21 protein-coding genes and 1 tRNA gene are annotated in these 23,875 nt (G+C 50.7%); 3 read left to right on the plus strand and 19 right to left on the minus strand.

The window, feature by feature from the left end:
* Positions 1-122 precede the first annotated feature (122 nt).
* From H6A13_RS09100 to H6A13_RS09115, 4 genes are all read right to left on the minus strand, one after another.
* Positions 123-449, minus strand: coding sequence for a hypothetical protein (locus H6A13_RS09100; RefSeq protein ID WP_204909281.1), 327 nt, complete (start codon positions 447-449; stop codon positions 123-125).
* Positions 450-567: 118 nt separating this feature from the next.
* Positions 568-1,488, minus strand: coding sequence for a CorA family divalent cation transporter (locus tag H6A13_RS09105; RefSeq protein WP_204909282.1), 921 nt, complete (start codon positions 1,486-1,488; stop codon positions 568-570).
* 2 nt (positions 1,489-1,490) lie between these two features.
* Positions 1,491-3,551: a polyphosphate kinase 1 gene (gene ppk1, locus H6A13_RS09110; RefSeq protein ID WP_204909283.1), complete on the minus strand. Its 2,061-nt coding sequence runs from the start codon at positions 3,549-3,551 to the stop codon at positions 1,491-1,493.
* 156 nt (positions 3,552-3,707) lie between these two features.
* On the minus strand, positions 3,708-4,070 hold the full coding sequence (locus H6A13_RS09115; RefSeq protein ID WP_204909284.1) for an MGMT family protein: 363 nt from the start codon (positions 4,068-4,070) through the stop codon (positions 3,708-3,710).
* Positions 4,071-4,165: 95 nt separating this feature from the next.
* Between H6A13_RS09115 and rd the strand changes: the two genes are divergently transcribed.
* Positions 4,166-4,327, plus strand: a complete 162-nt coding sequence (gene rd, locus H6A13_RS09120) for a rubredoxin (protein ID WP_204909285.1) — start codon at positions 4,166-4,168, stop codon at positions 4,325-4,327.
* 30 nt (positions 4,328-4,357) lie between these two features.
* Here rd and H6A13_RS09125 read toward each other — a convergent pair whose 3' ends face one another.
* The 7 genes from H6A13_RS09125 to H6A13_RS09155 form a co-directional block, all read right to left on the minus strand.
* Positions 4,358-6,850: a glycoside hydrolase family 3 protein gene (locus tag H6A13_RS09125; RefSeq protein WP_204909286.1), complete on the minus strand. Its 2,493-nt coding sequence runs from the start codon at positions 6,848-6,850 to the stop codon at positions 4,358-4,360.
* Between the two features lie 14 nt (positions 6,851-6,864).
* A complete protein-coding gene (locus H6A13_RS09130) occupies positions 6,865-7,983 on the minus strand; it encodes a 4-hydroxybutyrate dehydrogenase (RefSeq protein ID WP_204909287.1) in 1,119 nt (372 codons plus the stop codon).
* A gap of 30 nt (positions 7,984-8,013) precedes the next feature.
* Positions 8,014-8,142, minus strand: a complete 129-nt coding sequence (locus H6A13_RS13440; protein WP_275553028.1) for a hypothetical protein — start codon at positions 8,140-8,142, stop codon at positions 8,014-8,016.
* Positions 8,143-8,240: 98 nt separating this feature from the next.
* On the minus strand, positions 8,241-9,158 hold the full coding sequence (locus H6A13_RS09140; RefSeq protein ID WP_204909288.1) for a DUF4340 domain-containing protein: 918 nt from the start codon (positions 9,156-9,158) through the stop codon (positions 8,241-8,243).
* Between the two features lie 21 nt (positions 9,159-9,179).
* On the minus strand, positions 9,180-10,661 hold the full coding sequence (locus H6A13_RS09145; protein WP_204909289.1) for a GldG family protein: 1,482 nt from the start codon (positions 10,659-10,661) through the stop codon (positions 9,180-9,182).
* Between the two features lie 9 nt (positions 10,662-10,670).
* Complete coding sequence (locus H6A13_RS09150; RefSeq protein ID WP_204909290.1) at positions 10,671-11,537, minus strand: ABC transporter permease; 867 nt, start codon at positions 11,535-11,537, stop codon at positions 10,671-10,673.
* A 19-nt stretch (positions 11,538-11,556) separates the two neighbouring features.
* Positions 11,557-12,486, minus strand: a complete 930-nt coding sequence (locus tag H6A13_RS09155; RefSeq protein WP_420827226.1) for an ABC transporter ATP-binding protein — start codon at positions 12,484-12,486, stop codon at positions 11,557-11,559.
* A gap of 197 nt (positions 12,487-12,683) precedes the next feature.
* On the opposite strand from H6A13_RS09155, the gene fliB reads away from it, so the two are divergent.
* Entirely contained in the window at positions 12,684-13,877 is a 1,194-nt protein-coding gene (fliB, locus tag H6A13_RS09160; RefSeq protein ID WP_204909292.1) for a flagellin lysine-N-methylase, read from the plus strand.
* Between the two features lie 85 nt (positions 13,878-13,962).
* On the opposite strand, the gene H6A13_RS09165 is transcribed toward fliB, so the two are convergent.
* The 6 genes from H6A13_RS09165 to H6A13_RS09190 all read right to left on the minus strand — a co-directional run bounded on the left by H6A13_RS09165 (position 13,963) and on the right by H6A13_RS09190 (position 21,158).
* A complete protein-coding gene (locus H6A13_RS09165; RefSeq protein WP_420827227.1) occupies positions 13,963-14,772 on the minus strand; it encodes a DNA/RNA non-specific endonuclease in 810 nt (269 codons plus the stop codon).
* Between the two features lie 136 nt (positions 14,773-14,908).
* Positions 14,909-15,700: a zinc dependent phospholipase C family protein gene (locus H6A13_RS09170; protein ID WP_204909293.1), complete on the minus strand. Its 792-nt coding sequence runs from the start codon at positions 15,698-15,700 to the stop codon at positions 14,909-14,911.
* A gap of 62 nt (positions 15,701-15,762) precedes the next feature.
* Complete coding sequence (locus H6A13_RS09175) at positions 15,763-17,001, minus strand: MFS transporter (RefSeq protein ID WP_204909294.1); 1,239 nt, start codon at positions 16,999-17,001, stop codon at positions 15,763-15,765.
* A gap of 106 nt (positions 17,002-17,107) precedes the next feature.
* Complete coding sequence (locus H6A13_RS09180) at positions 17,108-19,813, minus strand: translation factor GTPase family protein (protein WP_204909295.1); 2,706 nt, start codon at positions 19,811-19,813, stop codon at positions 17,108-17,110.
* A 52-nt stretch (positions 19,814-19,865) separates the two neighbouring features.
* Positions 19,866-20,471 (minus strand): cysteine peptidase family C39 domain-containing protein, encoded by a 606-nt coding sequence (locus H6A13_RS09185; protein ID WP_204909296.1) that lies wholly within the window; start codon positions 20,469-20,471, stop codon positions 19,866-19,868.
* A 72-nt stretch (positions 20,472-20,543) separates the two neighbouring features.
* The gene (locus H6A13_RS09190; protein WP_204909297.1) at positions 20,544-21,158 is read right to left on the minus strand and encodes a TetR/AcrR family transcriptional regulator; all 615 of its coding nucleotides are present in this window, start codon (positions 21,156-21,158) and stop codon (positions 20,544-20,546) included.
* Positions 21,159-21,347: 189 nt separating this feature from the next.
* On the opposite strand from H6A13_RS09190, the gene H6A13_RS09195 reads away from it, so the two are divergent.
* A complete protein-coding gene (locus H6A13_RS09195) occupies positions 21,348-22,220 on the plus strand; it encodes a DegV family protein (RefSeq protein ID WP_204909298.1) in 873 nt (290 codons plus the stop codon).
* A gap of 42 nt (positions 22,221-22,262) precedes the next feature.
* On the opposite strand, the gene H6A13_RS09200 is transcribed toward H6A13_RS09195, so the two are convergent.
* Entirely contained in the window at positions 22,263-23,510 is a 1,248-nt protein-coding gene (locus H6A13_RS09200) for an aminopeptidase P N-terminal domain-containing protein (protein WP_204909299.1), read from the minus strand.
* A 171-nt stretch (positions 23,511-23,681) separates the two neighbouring features.
* Positions 23,682-23,755, minus strand: a tRNA-Arg gene (locus H6A13_RS09205).
* Positions 23,756-23,875 lie beyond the last annotated feature (120 nt).

Genomic DNA, 23,875 nt, shown 5'->3' on the forward strand with positions numbered 1-23,875 from the left:
CATTTACCCCCCATCCCCCCATTTACCGCCCTCATTTATCAACTAAAAGGAGCGCCCCCAGATCTGTTCTTTGACCTGTGGGGCGCCCCGGCATCTTTTCTATTGTGAATTACATGTGCATTTTACATCTGACGGCGGAATATTTTTTTACGTCCTATCGCACGGAACTCTTTTCCTGCGTTTTCCAGCATCGGTGTGGCTGTGCTTCCTGCATATTCCTCTCCCTGAGTATAATGTCCCGCCTGATCTTTGATGGTATCCTCCGGGATTTCTTTTGCACTGTCCACTGCTTTCCAGAAATGGACAAATGCAAATGCTGCTTTTGACGCCAGATACAATCTGCTTTCCGGATTTTTTTCTTTTCTGTAATACCAGTATTCTAAAAGCAGCCAGCAGAAAAAGAGCAGCGCCACAGTAAAAATTAAAATCTGAATCCAATAACCTGACATAACTGACACTCCTTTCCGCTTTTTGATTACTATAATTGTAATTCTTTTCGGTTATTATGTCAATTGTTTTCAGACTTTTTAGTCGCTCGCGCGTGAACCTTTCTGCATCGCGAGCTGTTCACAGCATGTGCTTCTTTTTAAAGAAGAGGATGCACCCCGCCACGACAACAAGGCTTAAGAGGATCACGCCTGGATACCCCTGCCTGAGCTCTGGCATATTCTGAAAGTTCATGCCATACCAGCCTGTGATCAGGGTCAGCGGGAAGAAAATAGTGGATACTACCGTCAGGAACTGCATATTTTTATTCTGTACTGCATCTGCCTGCGTCTGATAAGCGTCCCGCACCTGCTGGGCATATTCCAGAAGGTACGCCGTTCTGCCCATGAGGCGGTCCGCCCTGTCCGCGATGGTTCCAAAATATTTCAACTGCTTCCTGGCGAAGAATCCATTTTCATTCTCTTCCAGATCTTTGCCCATATCCATCAATTCGTCGTAGTAGCCCCTAAGTGTCAGCAGTTCCCTGCGGATCGGCCCGATCTCATTTTGAAATCCTTCCGTTTTGCCGTCCGCCACATTTTCTTCCATATGCATGATCCGGCGCTCATATCGTCCCAGCAGTTCCAGATCCCGGCTCATAAACTGCCCGATAAAATTATACAGGAAATGCTCCCTGGTATCGCCCTGATTGATCTTACTCCTGCGGATCCTGACGATCAGACGTCTGGCAAAATCATCATCGTCCACAATCACGATATGTTTCTGGTTGATAAAAAACAGCATCCGGTACCGGCTTCCCAGCACATCCAAAAGCTTAGGAATACAAAGCGACCCCGCCAGACACTCCTGCTGCGCCTCCAGCTTACAAAATCCAATATCCTTCGGGCTTAAGTTCAGTTCCCCCTCATAGAGCATCCCCGCCAGCCCCATTGCCTCCCCGGCATGCTTAAAATCCGTAATGATCACCGCCGGACGTTCTTCTTCCAGCACCTGCTCTTCTTCAATTTTTTCCAGAACTTCTCCAAGCGCAAGGATGAGCACGTTTAGGACCTCTCTTTCGGCAGATTCTGTTCATACGCCTGCTCATAAAATAATTCCTGAGAATTCAGCGGCGTCTTATCATTTCTGATACGCACATATTCTCCTGTGTTCAGCAGCTCCCGCGCCTGCTGGTTATCATTCAGCATCGCGTGGAACATTTCCTTTAACCGCTTTTTCAGATCGCCATCTAAAATGGGCGCCGCAACCTCCACCCGGCGGATGGTATTTCTGGTCATAAAGTCAGCGGATGCAATATAAATCTTTTCCCGTTCCCCGGTTCCAAAAATATAGATCCGGGAATGTTCCAGAAATCTTCCCACAATGCTGATGATCCGGATATTTTCTGTCATGCCTTCCACACCCGGGACCAGACAGCAGATGCCGCGCACCACCATTTCGATTTTCACTCCTGCCTGGGAAGCATCGATCAGCCGGTCCATGATCCGCTTATCTGTCAGAGAATTGATCTTTACGCCCACATAAGCAGGTTCGCCATTTCTGGCATGCGCGATCTCTTCATCGATCATATCCAGCACCTGATTCTGCAGACATTTCGGAGCAACCAGCAGCGTCTCCGTCTCTTCCACCACTTCGCCCATGGCAAGCGCCTGGAACACAGCCGCAGCCTCCTGCCCGATCTGCGGGTTGCAGGTCATGACAGACAGATCCGTATAGAGACGGGCTGTTTTTTCATTATAATTACCGGTCCCGATCTGGGTAATATATTCGACCTGGCCCTCTTTCTTTCTGGTGATCAGACACAGCTTGGAATGGACCTTATATCCGTCCAGCCCATAGATCACATGGCAGCCTGCATTTTCCAGCCGCCTGGACCACTCGATATTATTTTCCTCGTCAAATCTGGCCTTCAGCTCTACCAGCACAAGAACTTCTTTTCCGTTTTCTGCCGCCTCGATTAGCGCCTCTACCACCTTGCTCTGTCTCGCCACCCGGTAGAGCGTCATTTTAATAGAAACAACACTGTCATCATTGGCAGCCTCCCGGAGCATATTCAGGAACGGCCGGATACTTTCAAACGGATAGGACAACAGTTTATCTTTTTCTTCTATCTGCTGCAGGATCGGCATCTCGCTCTGGAACTGCGCAGATTTCTGGGGCACCCGCTTCTCATAAAACAACTCCGGAATATTCCGCAGCATATCCTGGATCTGAAATACAAAGGACAGATCCAGCGGGCACTCGCCGCGAAATACATATTTTTTATTTACGCCAAGATAATCGCAGAGCGTATCTACGATATCCCCGTCCAGTTCTCTGGAAAGTTCCAGTCTGACCGGCGCCAGACGTTTTCTCTTTTTGATGACCTCCACCATAAATTCCCGGTAATCCAGATCCTCGTCATAGAGAGCGTCCGCATCGATGTCCGCATTTCTGGTCACACGGATCAATGATTTTGCCTTCACAAAATACCCCGGAAATGCTTTGGGGATAAAGTGAAGGATCAGTTCTTCGGAAAGCATATAAGTACCGTCCTGCCCCGGCACTTCTATGAGCCTTGGGAACACACTGCCCCCGCAGGGGATCAGCCCCAGTTTTTCTTTTCCGTTTTTCCTCTGAAGCACAACCACCGCGTAGATCTCCCGGTTCCGGAGAAATGGAAACGGCTGCCGCTTGCCCACTACAGTCGGAGAGATCAGCGGCGCGATCTCCGAATCAAAATACCGCTCCAGATATTCCGTCCCTTTTTTGTCAATTTTCCGGAAATTTACCAGTTTAATGCCGTACTCTTCGATCTGTTCCATCAGGTCGCTGTATACCGAATCTTTCCTTCGGTTCAGCTTTGCCACCTGGGAAAGGATCGCGGAAATCTGCTCCTTTGGAGTCATTTTGGTCTTATTGTCCCGGATATCTTTGGACACCAGCAGCTGGTCCACCAGCGATCCCACCCGGACCATAAAAAATTCATCCAGATTCGTCTGGTAGATCGAGGCAAACGACAGTCTCTCGCAAAGAGGGACCGTCTGGCTTTCCGCCTCCTCAAGCACTCTCTCGTTAAACTTCAGCCAGGACAACTCCCGGTTCATATACACACTGTTTTTCATCTGTACACCTGCTTTTCTAATCTCTTATGAATGATGCCATACATGCCATAAGTCTCTTCTTACTCTGCACTTCGGGCATTTTATTACAAATACAAGTGTACAAAAATCCCGCGGCACAAGCCACGGGATTTCCGTTAAATGAATGTAAAATATAAATCAAATATTTTTCTTTTGAAACATCTCCTGAAAGCTTTCTGCTTCCTCCAGGGTCGTTCTCCAGCCAAACCGTTTGAGGTCCGTTTTCCATCCCTTTTTTGTCCGTTTAACTTCTACCCCTTCCGCTTCCAGCAGGATTTTTTGCATGTCATATGTTTCAAAGGCAGCGGCGCCGCTTAGAACCCCGCTCCCCGACACCACCCGGTACGCAGGCACGTCGCCCAGCCGTCCTTTATTCAGCGCATACCCCACCTGCCTTGCATTCCGGGGTTTTCCGCACAAAAGGGCGATCTGCCCGTAAGTGGCCACGCGTCCTCTGGGGATGTTTTCACAGATCATTTTTGCTCTCTCATAAAAATCCATAAGATAATTCTTCCTCCGATTCCAGAAACAATATTTGCAAACAAACCTGCTTACTGGTATAATAAAAAGAGATTAAAAGACAGGAGGACCAAAGCATGAAAAAATATGTTTGTGAACCATGTGGATATGTATATGATCCGGAAATCGGCGATCCGGATAACGGAATCGCTCCCGGAACTGCGTTCGAGGATATTCCGGAGGATTGGGTTTGCCCGGTCTGCGGCGTAGGTAAAGATATGTTTGTAGAAGAGGCGTAAGAAACGCCTCTTCTTTTCTTTTTTATTCTTCTATTTTCTCATCTTCCGGAACGCCTGGTAAATTCTGGAATTTAAAACTCCGGTCAGCACATTTCCCGCACATCGGTAAAGATCCTGCACATCCAGTCTTCCGTCTTTGACTCCTTTGCGCAATTCTCTTACAACATTGCCGCCGCCCGGCATCAAAAGATCATTGCCGATCTCGATCGCTTTGCAGTGATCTCCCAGGCCCTTTCCTGTCGCATACCAGTCTGTCATCACAAGGCCTTCAAATCCCCATTCTCTTCGCAGAACCCGGGTCACCAGATCATAGCTGTTATTGACATACGTTCCATTCACTTTATTATAACTGGTCATTACAGCTTTCGCTCCGCCTTCTTTTACCGCGATTTCAAATCCTTTCAGATAAATCTCCCGAAGCGCCCGTTCATTCACATTGGCATTAGTCCGGTTCCGGTTCTCTTCCTGATTATTGCAGCAAAAATGTTTGATCGTCACGAAGCATCCCCGTCTGGACTGCACGCCCCGGCTCATGGCTGCCGCCATCTTTCCAGTGAGCACAGGATCTTCGGAATAATACTCAAAATTCCGCCCGCACAGCGGATTTCTGTGAATATTCATACCCGGCGCCAGCCAGTAGGTAACGCCGTATTTCTCCATTTCCTTTCCTACCGCAGCGCCGACTTTCTCCACCAGGGAAGCATTCCAGGACTGCGCCAGGGCAAGGCCTACCGGAAAGGAAGTCGTAAACTGGTAAATACAGGGCTGTTTTTGCGGATTTCCCAGCATGAATTTTTTCATCGTCTTCGGGAGATAACCCATGATGGCGATATAAGGCTCCACGCCCTTGATCTTTCCCCGTCTCGTAACCGTAGAAACCTTCTGAAGGCGCAAGCCTGCCGGGCCGTCAGCCAGACAGACATTGGGAATGCCTTTTTCCAGCAGCTCTGAGGTCGTGTATCCGGCGGAACCCGGCGCGTCAAAGAACCGTTTCCCTCCGGTCTGTCCGATACCTGCCACCAGGCTGCACATTTCCTCAGGTGAGAGCTGATCCAGAAGCTCTTCTACCTCAGGAGAAAACGCTGCCTCTGGTTCTTCATAATCACAGGTTTTTGCTATAACTGCATCTTCCTCCAGGATGAATCTTTCCAGATCTTCATCTGGATGCTCCGCAGTGTCCCTGACTGGTGGCGGCACAATTTCTTTCACCTTCTGCCCTCTCTGACAGATATTCGTGCAAAATGCAGTGATCATTGTACGGCGAAGTTCCACGACTGCTGCCGGAAATGTATTTCGGCTGGAGTCTCCGAGCCGCACGATATAGTCTCCTGCTTCCAGTACATAAGCAGCATCTTTTTCCCGATAGGAAGCCAGATCCTGCAGATCAAACTCCAGACAGATCTCCTGCGATTCCCCCGGATGCAGCACCTTGGTCTTAGCAAATGCGGCAAGCTTCTGATATTCCTTTTCCATCCCTGTTTGCGGACAGCTGACATATACCTGGACAACTTCTTTTCCCGCATATGTCCCGCCGGTATTTTTTACCTCTGCGCTGATCCGCACCTTTGTTCCCGCCACATCCACATTTTTCTTCTCAATGGAAAATGTCGTATAAGAAAGACCATACCCAAAGGGATACCGGGGTTCCACTTCAAAAGTATCAAAATACCGGTAGCCCACATAGATACCCTCGCGGTAGTATTCTTCATCCACATTTCCATTCAGATAACTGTAATCCCCGGCCCCGGGAAGATCTTCATAATGCTTTGGCCAGGTATCCACAGTCTTGCCGGACGGCGACGCTTTTCCACTGATCAGATCGGCAAATGCCCGGCCTCCCATCATTCCCTGCTGGGCATAATATACCACTGCGCGGATGCCGGGGATCTCATCCAGGAAATTCATGTCAAATACCGATCCCACGTTGATCACCACGATCATCTTTTCATAATTTGCTGCGCACATGGCAATGTTTTCTTTTTCCACGTCAGAAATCCGGTATTCCATACGGTCAAGCTTCCGGTCTGCGCCTTCGCCCGCCTGTCTGGCCACCACGTAGATGCAGGTGTCTGTGTCGGAAGCCTCCACATCTTTTTGCGTCACCGGCTGTCCAAACGGATACTGGTAAGGGTGACTCATAAAGTTCACTACGTCAAGGCCGCCGGATTTTAACAGTCTTTTCCGGAACTCAGCCGCATACGCCTCCTCACCTTCCCGGTATTCCCGGGCATACCCGTCGATCCAGGATTTGGTAGTCACCGTAAATCCTGCTTCTTCCATCCCCTCCAGGATAGAGATTACATGGCGCTCCTTCACTTCTCCGGATCCGGTTCCGCCTTTGATCGTCATACCCGCTCCTGCTCCGTAAAGAGCCACTTTTCCGGGCGCAAGCGGCAGCACGCCGTCATTTTCCAGCAGCACGATGCCTTCCAGCGCAGCCTCGTAGGAAACCTGTCGGTTCTCCCGCTCCAGGACATCTTCTGCATCGGTAAATGCCGCTTTATTCCTGACCTTCATCCTCATAAGCCATCCCTCCGTTAATACAATTTCCGGTAGATTTTTTCCATCTCATCTGCGCCGAATTTCACATAGCTCTGGTTCAGCAGCCGCTGCTGGGACTGCTCCACGCTTTCGGCAAAGCTACGGATCTCTTCTTCTTTCATGCCATATTCGCGCAGTGGCTTCCGCTGGATCAGCCCGCCCAGCAGTTTTTCGATCTCTCCATAGACCTGATCCGCGCCGCAGGAGAGGATTCCTGCAAGAAACTGGTTGAGTTCCCGGATCCCTCCGTCCGGATCCGCCTCCTGATAAGCCTGGAATACGGCGGTCAGGAACTGATAGTTGGCTTCTCCGTGTGTTACATGATACACGCCGCTTAATGGATAGGACATGGCGTGCACCGCTCCGGTTCCCGCATTGGCAAAGGAGATCCCTGCCATATCGCTGGCCGCCAGAAAGTCTTCAAAGAGTTCCTGCCGGCTGTCCGGTCCTTTTTCCGCCAGTGTACAGAATCCTTTGAGGAGGATTTCCATTGCTTCTTTTGCAAACATGCGTGTATATAATGTGCTTCTTGGCGATACATAGGATTCGATGGCATGGATCAGCGCATCGATCGCGCTGGTTACAAAGAAATGCCACGGCAGTTCTCCCAGAAGCTCCGGGATCAGTACCGCCTGATCCGGATACATTTCCTCACAGGCAAGGCCTAGCTTGGTCTGCAGCTGTGTCAGCTCTGCGATCGACACATTGGACACCTCGGATCCGGCCCCGCAGGTGGTGGGCACGGCCACCAGGGTCCGCACCTTCTTCACAGGCACCTGTTTCTGATAATATTCGGAAGCTTTCGCCTCCCCGTCCAGCACCAGGATCTTGGCCATGTCAATCACCGCGCCGCCTCCGATGGCAATGATCCGGCCACAGTCTGTCTGGCGGAAATCTTTTAACAATGCATCCACCATCAGATCGGTCGGCTCTCCCTGTCCATATTCACTTTTAAAATGTACCTCCGCGCCGGAGGATCTTACGTTCTGAAAATGTGCTTCAAACACCGATTTCCCGGCAAGGATAAAGTCCCCTTCCCCGATCTGAAACTCCCGCACAAACTCCTCCGCGCTCTGATACTGGCATACTTCTGTCTTTTCCTGAAATAATTTCATAATCCTCTGCTCTCTTTTCTTTCTAGTATCCTACAGCATCTCTGCTTTCTTCGACAGAATGGCTTCCACTGCCGCGTCTCTTGCCTCCTGGCTGCAGGTCGGCGCTGTCATCAGTTCCTTTGATTTTTCCACTACAAAATCCAATACTTCTTTCTTCATCTTGAGTCCTCCTTTTGAGTTGCCGGTCTGAACCGTATTTCTGAAAGTATTATAACACAAAACATTTCCGAAAAAAGAAGGATCCTGCAAAAATTTCTCTACTCTTCCGCCTCCTCTGTGGTTTCATCCACTGTCAGCATATTTTCCGCCACGCTCTGACTGATGGTGTATACAAGCACAGAATCCTTTACCATGACATACCGGTTTCCGTCAGAATCCGTGCTTCCCAGGTATACGGTAAATGTTTCCTTTTCCCCGCTGTCCGTATCCTCATATTCCGCCACAGCCGTTGTTCTGGACGCTTCGTCAAGTCCGTAATCCGCAAGTGTCTCTTCTGTCACATGATAGTCCTTTGGCGCGGCCAGGCTCAAGGTCCCCCACCCGCCTGCCAGCTCGCTTAAATCCTCTTCCTCTTCATAGGCGACCGTAGAACCATTTTCTGTAATCTCTACTTTCTGCAGATTCCCGCTGCTGATGGAAGGAACGGTATCATTCTGGATATATCCGGACAGGTCAAAGTCCAGCCGCCCCGGCAGGTCTGCCGTTATGGTATAGATCTTATCCGATCCTTTGACCATGGCATAATAATCATCTTCCGCCTGATTTCCGATATAGACTTCTCCCTCTTCGCCAGCCTCCGTGGTGTAGGCAACCGTATAGGACGGGCTGTCCAGTCCGTAATCCGCCACATCGTCCGGATCTTCCAGTTCCCGCTCTGCACAGAGCGATCCGACGGCGTCCGCGAAATTTTCCACTACGTCCTGGGACAGCGGAATTTCCCTGTCGTCCTCGTCATACCAGGTTCCGTCTTCTTTTACAAACCCCATCCGGCTCTCCCCGCTTGCGTAGGAAACCGCAGTCAACGACTCTTCCCCGGTCAGATAGATTTTGGCAGCCTCTTCTTCTGCCTTTTCCTGCTCCTCCTTTTCTGCATTCCAGAACTCAATGCCCACATAGCACCCTGCCAGCGCCACAAAAGCCGCAAGAAGCAGGATCAACATTTTCTTTTCCTTCACACCGTTTCCTCCTTTTTCTTTTTATGCTTTCCGCCTCTTCCACCAGCGGACAAATCCAAACACCAGGATAACCAGCGGAAGTCCCAGAATCAGGCCGACACTGATCAGTCCTGCGTGCTGCATGGTATTGTAGGTAATCTCCAGACTCTTGGCCTCGATCGCTACATTTTGCATATCGTCAAAATTAGACGATATGGTGTTCATAAAGAGATCCAGGTTTTCCAGGGTCGTAAAGGAATCCGTCACCTGCGCGTTGATCAGGCTGTCTGCCGCCAGAACAGTGAGCCTCCCTTCTTCCAGTTCTTCGTCTTCTGCGTCATCCTCTGCGTCGGTTGCGTCCGAATCTTCTGCGTCAGCTTCTTCTTCCGTATCCTCTGCCGACAGGGTCTGGGTAGCCACCGCGCCCAGGCTGTACGTGCCTTCGGTCTGGTTTTCCTCTGTCACCGCATAGCCCTGTTCGGAAGTATCCAGGAACGAAGAAACGGAAATGGTGTCTGCCTCCGGATCGGTAATGGTCATACCATGCGCGTTGATCAGCAGGACCATATTGGAAGACAGGCCGTCTGTCAGCCCGTCATAGGCGCTGATCTCCGGAAATATATAATAATAATTGCCCTGGTAGTTGCGGCTCATATCCGCAATATACCCGTCTGCCCGCGTCATGCCGTAGGCTTTTAACAGGCCGTCCAGATTCGGCGTTGCGTCGCTGCTTTCCGAAGAAAGGGTGATGTAAACCTTCCCGCCGTGAGCAATGTAATCTTTAAGAAGGGAAACTTCCTCCTCTGAAAGATCCGTAACCGGCGAATACAGGAATAATAGATCGCAGTCCTCGGGAATCTCTCCTGCCATCAGAAGGTTGAGTTCTTCCTCTGTCATATTGTTCTTTTTCAGCAGATCGCTGACCGAACCGGAAAATGCAGACTCCCCGTGCCCGGTGGTAACATAGACCTTCTTCTGGTCGTCCGTGGTCACAAAGTTCACCGCGCTGGTCAGCTGTCCGTCTCCGTCAAATTCCGTAGCCGCAGTGGATCCCGTAGTGTAATAAGAATACTCGTCTGTCACCAGGATATCGGAAAAAGCGATGGTCGTGGTTTTCCCCGTCTCCTTTCCGGTCACCAGGATCGTATCTGAATCCACTCCATTTTCTGTTAATTCCGACGGATGGAGCACAGGATCGACCCACTCCAGCTTGATCCGGCCGGTCAGGGACGTATATTTCTCCAGAAAGGTCTTGATCCTGTCGTCAGTACTGGATTTTTCCGCAAACACGGTAAAAGTTACGTCCTGATCCAGATTTTTCAGGAGCTCCCGGCTGGTATCGGATATCTCATAGATCCGGTTGTCGCTGATATCCAGATGCCGCACCTCTTCGGGCAGCCTGGCAGCGATCATGTTCACCAGAACGGCGATCGCGATCACCAGTACGATCATTCCCACACTGTAGCTTCCTTTTTTCCAGGCAGAACCTGTATTTTGAACGAATGTTTTGACTTTTCCTTTCATGATGCCCTCCTAACTCCAACGTCTTTTCTGGATCATCTGCACGGTCAGGAACAGAAAAATAACGATCAGCGACAGATACAGGATGATCCCCCCAAGATCCAGGTAACTGTTCTGCGTAATAGAAGTCAGATATTCCGTTAATTCCAGTTTCCCGAGAATCTCAGAGAGCAGATTTTCAAACAGTTCCGGTTTGATGAGATATACGGCAAGGGTCCCGGCCGCCGCCAGCACTTCTGCCGCCGCACTAAAAAGCCAGTTCTTTGTCATCTGCCAGAGCCCCAGCACCAGAAGCGACAGGATCAGGACAATCCCGACGGCATTTGCGCCGGCGCCTGCGGGCAGAAATTCCAGGATGCCGCTCCACAGATAGAGGGCCACCAGGATCCCTACTGTACTGATCGCCGCAATAATGGTACTCTCTGTTAAAGAAGAGAGAAAAAGTCCAATGGAAATATAGACACATCCCAGCAGGAAAAACAGCAGGATCGACAGATAGTCTGTCAGGATATATGCGGTCCCCTGGGCCTTAATGATCAGAGGAAAGATCAGATAGATCACACAGGGCACTGCCAGGATCGTCACCATGGCAAGATATTTTCCCAGAACGATCCTTCCCACGCTCACCGGCGATGTCAGAAGCAGCTGGTCCGTTTTATTCTTCCGTTCCTCCGCAAAACTGCGCATAGTGAGCACAGGTACTGCGATCAGCAGCACGAAGAGCACGCCGGAAAGAACATAGGAAAAATAAGGATATCCGTAATTTAAGTTGTATGCCATAAAGTAAATCCCTGTATAGGCCACCAGGAACGCAATGAACACATAGCCGATCATGGTGTGGAAATAAGAGTTGAGTTCTCGTTTATAGATTGCTTTCATTGTTGTGCATCCTCCCCGTTTATTTCTGCGTCAACTCCAGGAAGATCTCTTCCAGTGTCGACTTGTTCAGTTTGAGTGTCTGCAGGGGCATCCGGTGATCCGCAAATGCCTGGAAGATCTCTTCCCGGATGTCTTTGCCGTCCCTGGCTTCGATCTGGACTCTCAAAGTCCCGTCTTCCTCCAGGGTGTACTCTGCCTTTTTCACGGAAGCCATGTGATTTAAAAGGGCCGCCACCTCTTCTTTTCCCCGGCGCACTTCAATCTCCACATGACCCGCGCCGCTCATGGCATTTTCCAGGTTCTCAGGCGTATCACTGGCTACCAGTTTCCCCTTCGCAATGATCAGTATGTAATCGCAGACCTCCCGGATCTCCGCCAGGATATGAGAACTTAAGATGACCGTATGCTCTTTGGCAAGCCTGCGGATCAGCTCCCGGATCTCTATGATCTGCTTCGGATCGAGGCCCACCGTAGGTTCATCCAGGATGATGATCTCAGGAAATCCTAAAACTGCCTGTGCCAGCCCCACGCGCTGCTTATAGCCTTTGGAAAGGTTGGCGATGAGCCGGTTTCTCACTTCCCCGAGTTTCGTAAGCCCCATCACCTTTTCGATCTGTATTTCCCGTTCTTCTCCGGAAATCTGCTTTAACCCGGCCGCAAATTTCAGATACTCTTCTACCGTCATATCCGGATAGACCGGCGGCTGCTCCGGCAGATAGCCGATACATTTTTTGGCCTGTTCCGGCTCCTTTAAGATATCATGTCCATCGATCAGGACTTCTCCCTTTGTGGCTCCCAGATATCCGGTCATAATGTTCATGGTAGTGGACTTTCCCGCGCCGTTTGGTCCCAGAAATCCATAGATCTGGCCCTTTTCCACCGTAAAACTCAAGTCGTCGACCGCCAGGTGCTTCCCGTAGCGTTTGGTCAGATGTTTTACTTCTATCACTTTCATTCCTCCTATTATATAAAATTCATGTGTGGACCCGCGGGGCAGGCGGGCCGCCGATGCTACCAATATAAGCAAAAAGTTTGAAATTTATGTAGTGAAAATGTGTTGAAACTGTGGAAATTCTGTGAAACAAGATTGTGCGAAGCAAGATTAACCGCTATAATGTTACTATGACTGTTATGAATGGAGGAAATATGCAATATACAGTTCCGCACTATTATAAGAAATTTACCTGTCTTTCCGGGGACTGCCCGGACACCTGCTGCGCAGGGTGGCAGATCCAGATCGATCCGGTTTCCCTGAAAAAGTACCGGAAGACGGAAGGGCCTCTTGGCGCCCGTCTCCACAATGAGATCGACTGGGAGGAAAGCTGCTTCCGGCAATACAACGGACGCTGCGCCTTTTTAAATGAAGAAAATCTGTGTGATCTCTACACAGAAGGCGGCGGAGAAAAGGCTTTTTGCCGGACCTGCCGGACCTATCCAAGACACATCGAAGAATTTGAGGGACTGCGGGAGATTTCCCTGTCTCTTTCCTGTCCGGCTGCGGCAAGGCTGATCCTGGAATGCCAGGAGCCCGTCCGCTTTCTCCACAAAAAGAATGACAAAGAAGAAAATGAGCCTGACTTTGATTATCTTTTGTTCACCAAACTGACCGATGCGCGCGCCCTCATATTTCATATCCTGCAGGACCGCAGCCGGCCGGTCGAACTTCGTCTGGCCGTTTCTCTTGCTCTGGCTCACGACCTGCAGGTATGTATCCATCGCGACGCCCTGTTCGACTGCGACGATCTTTTCGACCGTTACCGTTCTCCCGGCGTCTGGGACTGGTTCCAACGCAGACTGAACGGAAAAGAAACCTTTGTCGCCTCTCTACGGGATGAGACCCTTAAGAATCTGTTTGAGATCCTGGATCATCTGGAGGTCCTGCGCCCCGGCTTTACCATCTTCCGGAAAAAAGCAGAAGAAGCCGTATTCCAGTATAACGCTGACCGCCAGGCCCGCACCGGCAGTGATGCCGGCACTCATACGGACCATGCAGACGCGGCTTTCCGGCAGACCTTTACAGATATCATCACCGAACAACTGATGATCTACTTCCTATTCACCTATTTTGCCGGCGCTGTCTACGATGGTGACGCATGGGGAAAAATGAAATTCTCCTTTGTCTGTGTCGTCCTGATCCGTGAACTCTTCCGTGCCGAATGCATCTGGGCAGCCGCCGGAACCGACAAGATCCCGGACGTCAGCCTGGAGTGCCTGCGGAAAACCGCCGGACGGTTTGCCCGGGAACTGGAACACTCCGACCTCAACAAAGACATGTTGGAAAAAATGCTGAAAAAAGAAAAGAAATTCAGTCTCAGGCATATGCTCGCACTGATTTCTTAAAAGAACAGCCGGCTCAATCCGCCACCAAAGTGGCCAGATTGAGCCGGCTGCTCCTGACATAATATTTATTTTTGAACCTCTGATCCTACGGGCTGCAGGCTCCGCAGGGCTCATATCCTTCCTGCACCAGTTCTTCCCTGGTTCCTTTATAATCTTCCCGGTTCCAGGAATTCATATCTTTTACGCTGGCACAATCCGGACGATGAAACTTATGCGTATTGGTATTCAGCACGTAAGTCACCGACGGATCCGGTTCAACATAAGAGGAATCCTCTTCTTTCTTTTCCTTGTCCCAGTCGTCCGCCCGGGATGCTTCTATGCTGTCTCCGGTCTGATAATCGATCTCGATCCCCGGCTGCACATTGTAGACATATACATTAAAGGATACCCCCTGTCCGTCATCCTCTACAGACATCGCCTCCATCCAGACGCCGGAAGCCACCAGGTTTCTTCCTTCAAACACAGGCGTCACCCGGTACATCACATGGTTGTCCGTTTCCTTTACATACTCTGCCACTTCATTTTCAAACGGCAGCATCCCTTCTGTATTCATATAGCGGGTTCCTGTGATCAGATTCCGCTCATTGGCATTTTCCGCAGTCAGCTGATAGCCGATCAGATGGCAGCGGTTGTAAAGAGAACCTCCCTCTACATTCTCATACTGGACCGACTGCCAGCCGCTTGGCTTCACTTCGCTGATATTTCCTCTTTTCTCCGTGGGCATCAGATCCGTACCGACGCAGGCTTCCACTTCGGTACACCGGCCCAGCATATCAAGGCCTCCATAGCTTTCATAGGATTCTTCCGTCAATTCTTCCTCTGTAAAATCCGGTTCCCCGTTCTCCACTTCCACATAAGGCGTTCCCTGATACTCCGGGATCTCTCCCAGTTCCATCTCTGCCGCGGATACGGACGGGATCTCCTGATAAAATAATTCTTCCGCCCCGCATCCGGTTCCCCCGAACACAAAGGAAAGGGCCAGAAGACACAGCCCTGACATTCTATGAAAATGTATCCTTTTTTCATTTTTCTTATGAAAATGTCCGATCAAATCTTTCATCCAGCTCCTTTCTGGACCAGATGCTTTCATCCAGACTGATGATCATCCTGGCCGCCAGATCCGCCGCCTCGTCAAAGCGCCGCATCAGCTCTTCATTGCTCTCCTCACATTTCGGATTGTCCCGGCGCTGATTCATAAGCCCCTTCATATCCGCATAATGTCCGCTCAGTTTTAACCCTGTATTGACCATTTTGTACTTTACAGCGCCCGGAGCGGTAAAGATCTGCTTGATCAGACGCAGATCCCTTAAGGACTGCATCACCGTTTTCCGGCTGATATTGTCATAGAACGGCCAGATGGCGTCCGCCGTGGCAATGTCTACCGGCACCAGCCTTGCCAGCGGATAGGAAAAGGGATCCTTTCCGTCCATCCGCATCAGCTTCTTTTCAAACTCTTCTTCGATCTCCAGATGCTGCACGCCACTTTTCTCAATATAAGACTCCACATAAGGATGGCATTCGCTGTCCAGGATAAAATGGCAGACAAAGCCCATCAGATACGCATATTCCCGGCTTGCGGCCCCTTTTTTCCGCACCACTTTCACGGCATGCTCAAAAAAAGGCAGAGCAGAGATCTCATGTAAATGGTTTCCGTATTTACTCACCCGGTTTGGCCGGTAGGCCTGATAGAAAAAGAACAGGTCCGGTCCCTGCAGTCCGATCCGGTACTGCCGGGAATGGCTTTTGATCGTCTTTTTCAGTGAAACCGGTAATTTTTCCGCTACTTTTTTCCCAAATCTGTCATGTGCATAAAATGCTGGCATGTCTATACTCCCCTTTCTGTCCAAAAACATCCTGCTGCGAAATCATTCTAACACAAACGGCCTTACGATTCCACCCTGGCGGCTTTATGAAACAATACATAGCCGATCACAAACATCACGGCGATAATGCCTACCCCCGCATTTGCCACGCCTGTGATCTGCGCCACCACACCTACCAGGGTCGTTCCCATAAAGGACGCCCCCTTGCCGCAGATATCATAGATCCCAAAGTATTCTCCCGACTTTTCCGCCGGAATGATCTTGGCGAAATAAGACCGGGCCAGAGCCTGGATCGCGCCCTGGAACATTCCCACCATAACCGCCAGGAACCAGAATTCCCACTGCTTATCCAGCTGGATCGCAAACAATGCGATTCCCGTATATGCCAGGATGCAGACTTTGATCAGGCTGGCTGTCTCATATTTTCTGGAAAATACCGAAAAAATAAGAGCACAGGGAAATGCAACGATCTGTGTCACCAGAAGCGCCAGCAAAAGTCCGGTGGTATCCAGCCCCAGCGCGCTTCCATAGGCGGTAGCCATCTCAATGATCGTGTAAACACCATCGATAAAGAAGAAAAAGGCAAGAAGATATAAAAAGACTTTCTTCTCTTTTCTGATATCTCTTATGGTGTGACCCAGTCTTCGGAAACTGTCCCGTACCGGATGCTTAGGCGTCTCCGCATAATTCTTCTGCCTGTAATTGCGAAGCAGGGGAACCGTCATCAGCACCCACCAGGCCGCGTTGATAAAGAAAGCCAGCATCATAGCCGTATTCATGGTCATGCCGAAGCTTTCATACATCAGCACGAACACCAGAGAAAGGATAAAGGGGACACAGCTTCCGATATATCCCCAGGCATAGCCGTTGGAAGATACCTTATCCATGCGCTCCGGCGTGGTCACATCCACCAGCATGGAGTCATAGAAGATCAGGCTGGCATTGTAACCCACTTTTGCGATCACAAATACCACCAGGAATACCAGCCAGGAACCGGGAACAGACAAGGCGGCGCAGCCGATCACGCCGACAGCCATAAACAGCACAAATAGCGGCTTCTTATAATTTCTGGTATCAGCGATGGATCCCACAGTGGGGCCAAGGAGCGCCACAATGATGGTGGAAATAGACGCCGCATATCCCCAGTACGCCAGATAATCCACCTCGGAAATGCCCGCATTTCCGGCAAGCGCGTTAAAATAGATCGGAATGATCGTGGACACCAGCAAGGTAAATGCAGAGTTGCCCACATCGTATAAGATCCAGTATTTTTCCAGTTTCGTCATCTTCTTATTTTCCATGTCTTCTCTCTTCCTTTGTCAGCCTTTCTTTTCTTCTCAAAACTTCCCACTCATTATACTGCCTCTTCGTAAATACAGTGTAATTCTTTTGTGAAAATACCGTGAATTATTCTTCCAGATCGGTCCTGCCCAGGCGGATATCTTCCATGTGCCCCGCCAGGTCTTCATCCATATGGTCGAACAGGTAATTCCGGCTGCTGCCATGCTTCTCCAGATATTCTTCCCTGAGCTGCCGGCGCATGATCTTAATATCTTCTTCAAATTCTCTGGCTGAGATCAGGGTGCCGCCCTGTCCCAGCGTCACCACCTGCTCCACGCCGTCGGAAGTTACCACTGTTACGTGATATTTCCGCCCGATCTCATGGACCACCTTTTCGATATACTGATCCGCCGTCTCCGCTTCCTTCGTATAGACCACATGGATATTGTGGTACTTCATGATCTCCATCTGCTCGCCCTCTACCTGATAGGCGTCGTAGACCAGGATCACCTGGCAGCCCTTATATCCCTGATAATTGCAGAGAATGTCCATCAGCTTGTGGCGTGCTCCGGAGATATTGACTTTTGCCAGTTCTTTTAAGTCTTCCCAGGCAAAGATCACATTATAGCCGTCTACCAGAAGATACTCTGTCTGAACCGGACGTTTTTTCTTTTCCTTCTCTTCCGCAGGCGCGGCGACTCTTCGCTTCCATCCTTCCTGGTTCCTGCGCTCCACTTTCCCGTAGGTGCGGATGAAAATTTCTTCCAGCTCTTTCTCGTCTTCTCCCCAGACGGCCTGTGTCTCCTTTCTCCGGGTCGCGGCCGTCTCTTCCGCCTGCCTTTGCTGCTTCTGGTACGCAGGCAGATGCATGTGATCCGGCACTTCCTGCCAGGGCACAAAATATCCCGCGCCGTGGGAACAGAAAATGGATCCGGAAGGATTTTCTTCATCCCGGTCCGGTTCATACCCGATCCGCGCAAGGACTTCCTCCTGGCTGCGGCACACATCATAACCCCGGAAGGTACAGGTCAGGTGTCCTCTTCCTCTGGTGTAGGCAGCTGTTTCCCTTGCATAGTCCCGCATGGCCGCCACCGGCGCCCGGCCCTTAAGGACCGTCATTTCCTTCTCCTGCACAGGGGGCTCACATTCGCCGCCCATGTTCTGGATATCTGTCAGCGCACGGCCCGTCATTTCCACAGGAACCTCCAGATAAAATTCATAATAAGGTTCCAGAAGGATGCTGTCCGCCTGCATCAGTCCCTGGCGGACAGCCCGGTAAGTGGCCTGCCGGAAGTCTCCGCCCTCGGTATGTTTCAGATGCGCTTTTCCTGCCGTCAGCGTGATCTTCATATCTGTAATGGCGGACCCGGTCAGCACGCCCCTGTGGACCTTCTCTCCCAGATGGGTCAGGATCAGCCGCTGCCAGTTCAGGCTTAACTGGTCCTCGCTGCAGACGCTGGCAAAGCGAAGGCCACTGCCCCGCTCTCCCGGCTCCAGCAGAAGATGGACTTCCGCATAATGGCGCAGAGGCTCATAATGCCCCACTCCTTCCACCGTATTCAAAATCGTCTCTTTATAGACCACCCGGCCGGTATCAAAGTTTACTTCTACGCCAAACCGGTCCAGGATCAGGCTTCTTAAGATCTCGATCTGCACCTCGCCCATCAGCCGCACATAGATCTCGCCCAGTTCTTCTTCCCAGACCACGCGCAGCATGGGTTCCTCTTCTTCCAGGCACCGCATATTCTGAAGCATCCGGTGGATGTCCGTCCCTTCCGGCAGTTCCAGCTTATACTCCAGCACCGGTTCCAGATACGGATCTTCCGTATCTGTTTCCTCGCCCAGCCCTTCTCCCGGCCAGGTAGAGGAAAGCCCCGTCAAGGCGCAGACGCTGCCCGCCCTTGCCTCCTGGAGCATCTCGTACTTTTCCCCGGAATACAGGCGGATCTGGTCGATCTTTTCTTCCCAGGGTGTTTCATCCCTTCCGGTTCCTGCAAGCAGTTCCTTGACTCTTAGTCTGCCGCCGGTGATCTTTACATGAGTCAGCCGGTTCCCCTGACTGTCCCTGGAGATCTTAAAGACTTTGGCTCCAAATGCTTCCGGACAATCCGGCTCCCGGGAATAGGCGGCCAGTCCATTTAAGAGTTCCGCCACACCCTCGATCTTCAGAGCCGAACCAAAGAAGCAGGGAAATACTTTCCTCTCTGCCGTCATCCGGCAGATCTCTTCTCTCTCTACGGTTCCATGTTCCAGGTAATGCTCCATGACCTCCTCATCACAGAGCGCCAGCTCCTCCAGAAACTGCTCTCTGGCTTCTCCGGCCGCAGGCCCTGCCCCGTCTCCAAAATCCACGCAGCCGCTGTCCAGCTGGCTTTTCAGTTCCCGCATCCGCTCTTCCCGGTCCGTTCCCGGCTGATCCATCTTATTGACGAACAGAAAAACAGGGATCTGATACCGCTCCAGAAGCTTCCACAGCGTCCGGGTATGTCCCTGGACTCCGTCAGCCCCGCTGATCACCAGGATTGCGTAATCCAGCACCTGCAGCACCCGCTCCATCTCCGCCGAAAAGTCCACATGCCCCGGCGTATCCAGGAGGGTGATCCTAATATCCTCCCACTGCATCAGCGCCTGCTTGGAGAAAATGGTGATCCCTCTTTTTTTCTCCAGTTCATAAGTATCCAGATAGGCATCCTGATTGTCCACCCGGCCCGGCTTCCTGATCCGGCCGCAAAGATAGAGCAGGGCCTCCGACAGCGTGGTCTTCCCCGCATCTACATGGGCCAGAACGCCCAGGGTAATCTGTTTTATTTGATGTTCAGACGTATTTTCCATGAAAATACCCCACTTTCTTTATTCCCTGATGGACCGCCGGTTTTCCTTCCACTCACGAAAGGGAAATGCCGATCAATCCGCCTTTTTCCTCGTATCCGGTCTCCCACAGATCTTCCAGCAGAAAGCTGGACGCTTCCCCATAGGTGGCAACCGTGATCCGGAAGCCTTCTTTTGTCTCCTCGTATCCATAGCACAAAAACCAGTGCCAGGTAAAGTCTTTATAACAGGTCTTCTTGTGTTTCAGCATCAGATAAGGCACCGGAAATCCGCTGTCAATCTGCTGCCGGATAAAGGTTTCTGCCTCCCGGGCGCTCCGCTCCCCGGAAAACTCCTGAAGCCGGAGTTTTTTCTCGCCAGCGTCCTGGAGATACCGGCCAAACCCTTCCGTAAACATCCACAGCTTACTTACCCCGCCCACTCTGGGCTTCAGATAAGGCTTCATCCGCATGGCAAACCGGACGTATTCCTCTCTGGTCAGATTCTGCGGATCAAAGGGATAGAGATTCGTCATGCCTTTTCTCCGGGCCAGATCGATACAGCAGTCACAGGCCGTGGCCGCCGCGCAGCCTCCCATATACATGACCACATTCTGGAACCAGTCCTGATTGCCGCCTACACCGCCGTCAATTGTAAAATAATCCAATTCCTTTTTCTTCATAGAAATCCTTCGTTTCCACTCCTGACTTTTCTCATTCTAACATCCTGTCCTGCATTTTACAATTTCCCGGAATCATTTTCCAGAATCCTTCTGTTCTTCGCCTTCTCCTACCACCACATCGGAACGCAGGATATCGGTAAGCAGCGCCCTGCATTCCCCCCGGATCTGCTCCAGCGGCGTTTTTTCCTGATGGCACTCATTGATAAATCCAAGAAGCCCGAAACAGACAAATCCTGCGATCTTCCGGGCCGAATACTTCAGTTTCAGGTTCCGCTGTTCGATATGGCTGGTGTGCTGCTCCACAGTGTCCAGCACGATATTATAAAAGGCAAAGGCAAGGTACGGATTCTTCTCCGGGTCAGTATGCCGGAAAAAATCAAACCTGGCATAATAAAGATCCAGGATGGTGTCCAGCACATTGACATACCCCTGCACTACGCTGCCGGAGGGATTATACTCCTGCTGCCTTCGCCGGTAATCCGCATAGCCGATCTCCTGCATATCGGCAAAAATGTCGTCCACCAGGGCAAATTTATCACTGTAATGCGAATAAAAAGTAATCCTGCTGATGTCCGCGTTCTTACAAAGCTCTGTGATAGACACCTGGTCAAACGTCTCCTCTTTGAGCATCTTGATCAATGTGGTTTTCAGCGTCTTTTTCGTTTTCCGGATCCGCTTGTCTTCCATTTCCTTACACTTTCTCCTGTCTGTATAATTAGCTTACATATTCCCGTTATTGTTTCTTGAGGTTCGTACTTCAGTCTGCTATAATTTTAACACCTGTTAAAATAACAGGCAACCTGTAAAGTAATCATTTTATCCATATTTTTTTATGCCTGGAAACACGAAATATCAGAGTTAGAGAGGGGATAAGAAATGTCAGAAATCGCGATCATGACAGACAGCAACAGCGGCATCATGCCCGCTGAAGGAGAAAAAGCCGGCATCCATGTGATCCCGATGCCGATCCTCATTGATGAACGCACGTATTATGAAGGATACGATATTACAACTGAAGAATTCTATGAAAAACTGACCCGCGGCGTATCAGCCACCACTTCCCAGCCGTCCCCGGCTGCAGTGATCGACATGTGGCGGTCTCTTCTAAAGACCCACGATGAAGTCGTCTTCATCCCCATGTCCAGCGGTTTAAGCAACACCTGCCAGACCGCGGCCGTACTGGCCCGGGACGAAGAATTTGCAGGCAGGGTGCACGTGGTAGACAATCACCGGATTTCCGTCACTCAGGCCCAGTCTGTTTACGACGCCAGGATCCTTGCCAAAACCTGCAATAGCGGAAGCAAGATCAAAGAAATCCTGGAAAAAGAAAGCCTGGACGCCACGATCTACATCGCGGTCGACACCCTGGAATATCTGAAAAAAGGCGGCCGCATCACGCCGGCAGCCGCAGCCGTCGGCACCGTCCTCAACCTGAAGCCGGTCCTTACCATCCAGGGGGACAAACTGGACGCCTGCGCGAAAACCCGCGGAATCAAAACCGCCTTCAAAACCATGTGCAAAGCTTTGGAAAAAGACATCCGCACAAGATTTGGCGGCACTTATGAACACCGCCAGTTAAAAATCGGCATGGCCACTACATTTTCCGACGAAGAAAAACTTTCCTACTTCCGGGACGAGCTGACCAGCTGTTTCCCGGACCTGGAACTCTTCGCCGCGCCCCTCACCATGAGCATCGGCTGCCACGTTGGCCCCGGCGCACTGGGGATCGGCGCATTTCTCGCTCATTAATTGGGGACGGGGGATTTTCAGAAATCCCCCGTCCCCCGTCACTTATATGTTTCTCATGCAGTCTTCTATATCGGCGATCGTCCGCGGAATGTCTTTTGACAGGTTCTCGCAGCCGTCCTCCGTTACCAGGCAGTTGTCTTCTACCCTGAAGCCAATGCCCCATTCTTCATGATAAATTCCCACATCCACGCAGAACGCCATGCCCGGAGCGATGATCTCCGGTGTTTTTACCATGTCGTGTACGTCATATCCGATGTGATGGGCGCCGCCGTGCCACATGTAGGTGCCGATGTCTTCCCATTTCTCGCAGACTCCGGCGTCTTTTAACTGTTCATAATTGTACCGGCGGATTTCTGCGTCAACCTCTGCCATCTTCATGCCCGGTCTGATGATCTGGAACATGTGATCAGACGTGGCAAGCGCACAGTTATAAAGGAGTTTTTGCCGCTCCGTAAATTTCCCGTTGCAGGGCCAGCCTCTGGACACGTCGTTCACCAGTCCGTTCCAGCGCGCGCCTACATCGTTGAGGATCATGTCGCCGTCCTGCGCCTGTCCCTGATAGGCATAGTAGTGAATACAGAAATTATTTGCCCCTGCGGAAATGATGGGCGGAAAGCCGGTTCCTTCTGTGCCGTGCTGCCACAGTGCGTGCTCGAATTCCGCCTTGTACTGATACTCATACAGTCCCGGGCGGGATACTTTCATCATAGCCAGGATTCCTTCTTTGGTGATGGCTTCCGCCTTGCGGATCGCTTCGATTTCGCAGGGCTGTTTGATGGTGCGGAGTTTCCGCAGGATCATGGTGCCGTTCTCTATCTGCAGATACGGCCAGGCATCTTTTACGTCTCTTACAAACCGATGGGCTCTGGTATCAATATCCTCTGTGCTTTCTTTGTAAGTGTCTGCGTAAAGGAATGCATAGTTTCCGGAAACAGCCAGCCTGTGAAAATCTTTTTCAAAATTTTCTGCATAACCAAATGCTTCTGCCGCCGCTTTTTCCGCAGCCTCGGATTCTTTGGTTCTCTTCCCTGTCCAGCGCTCTGCAAATGCATCCGGTCTGCGAAGATACAGTTTTTCCCATCCCGCTCCGGCACTGTCTTTTCCAAGCAGAAGAACCAGTCCCGGCTCTTCGATCCCGGTCAGATAAAGAAAATTGCGGTTCCCGAAGAAGTCATAATTTTCATCCGCCGACCTGCGGATCTCGTCCCCGGAGAAAAAAACGGCCAGTGAACCATTTTTCATCTCACGGATTACATTCTTACGATTACCGCTGTAATATTCCTTTTTCATGTCTCTTCCTTCTTTCGTAAAAATACTGGCTGGCTTTCCGTCAGCCAGTCCTATTATAGAGCATCCCCGTGGCTCTGTCAAAGTCACCGGAAATGCCAAAAGGCACATTCCGGGATTGTAAGCGGTCGCCAGTACAAAAAAATAAGAGCTCCTTCAGGAACTCTTATCAAACGTGGGCGAGAGGATTCGAACCCCCGACCTTTTGGTCCGTAGCCAAACGCTCTATCCAGCTGAGCTACGCCCACACAACTATGAACTTTTTCACAGCAAAAATAATTATATTCTTACCCTCCGGATTTGTCAATAGCTTTTCTCTAAAAATTAGTTTAAAATTTGTTTCTCCCGGCGATAGTTTTTCTTAAGAT

This window comes from Mordavella massiliensis (genome assembly GCF_016902415.1).
Lineage (GTDB): Bacteria > Bacillota > Clostridia > Lachnospirales > Lachnospiraceae > Merdimonas > Merdimonas faecigallinarum.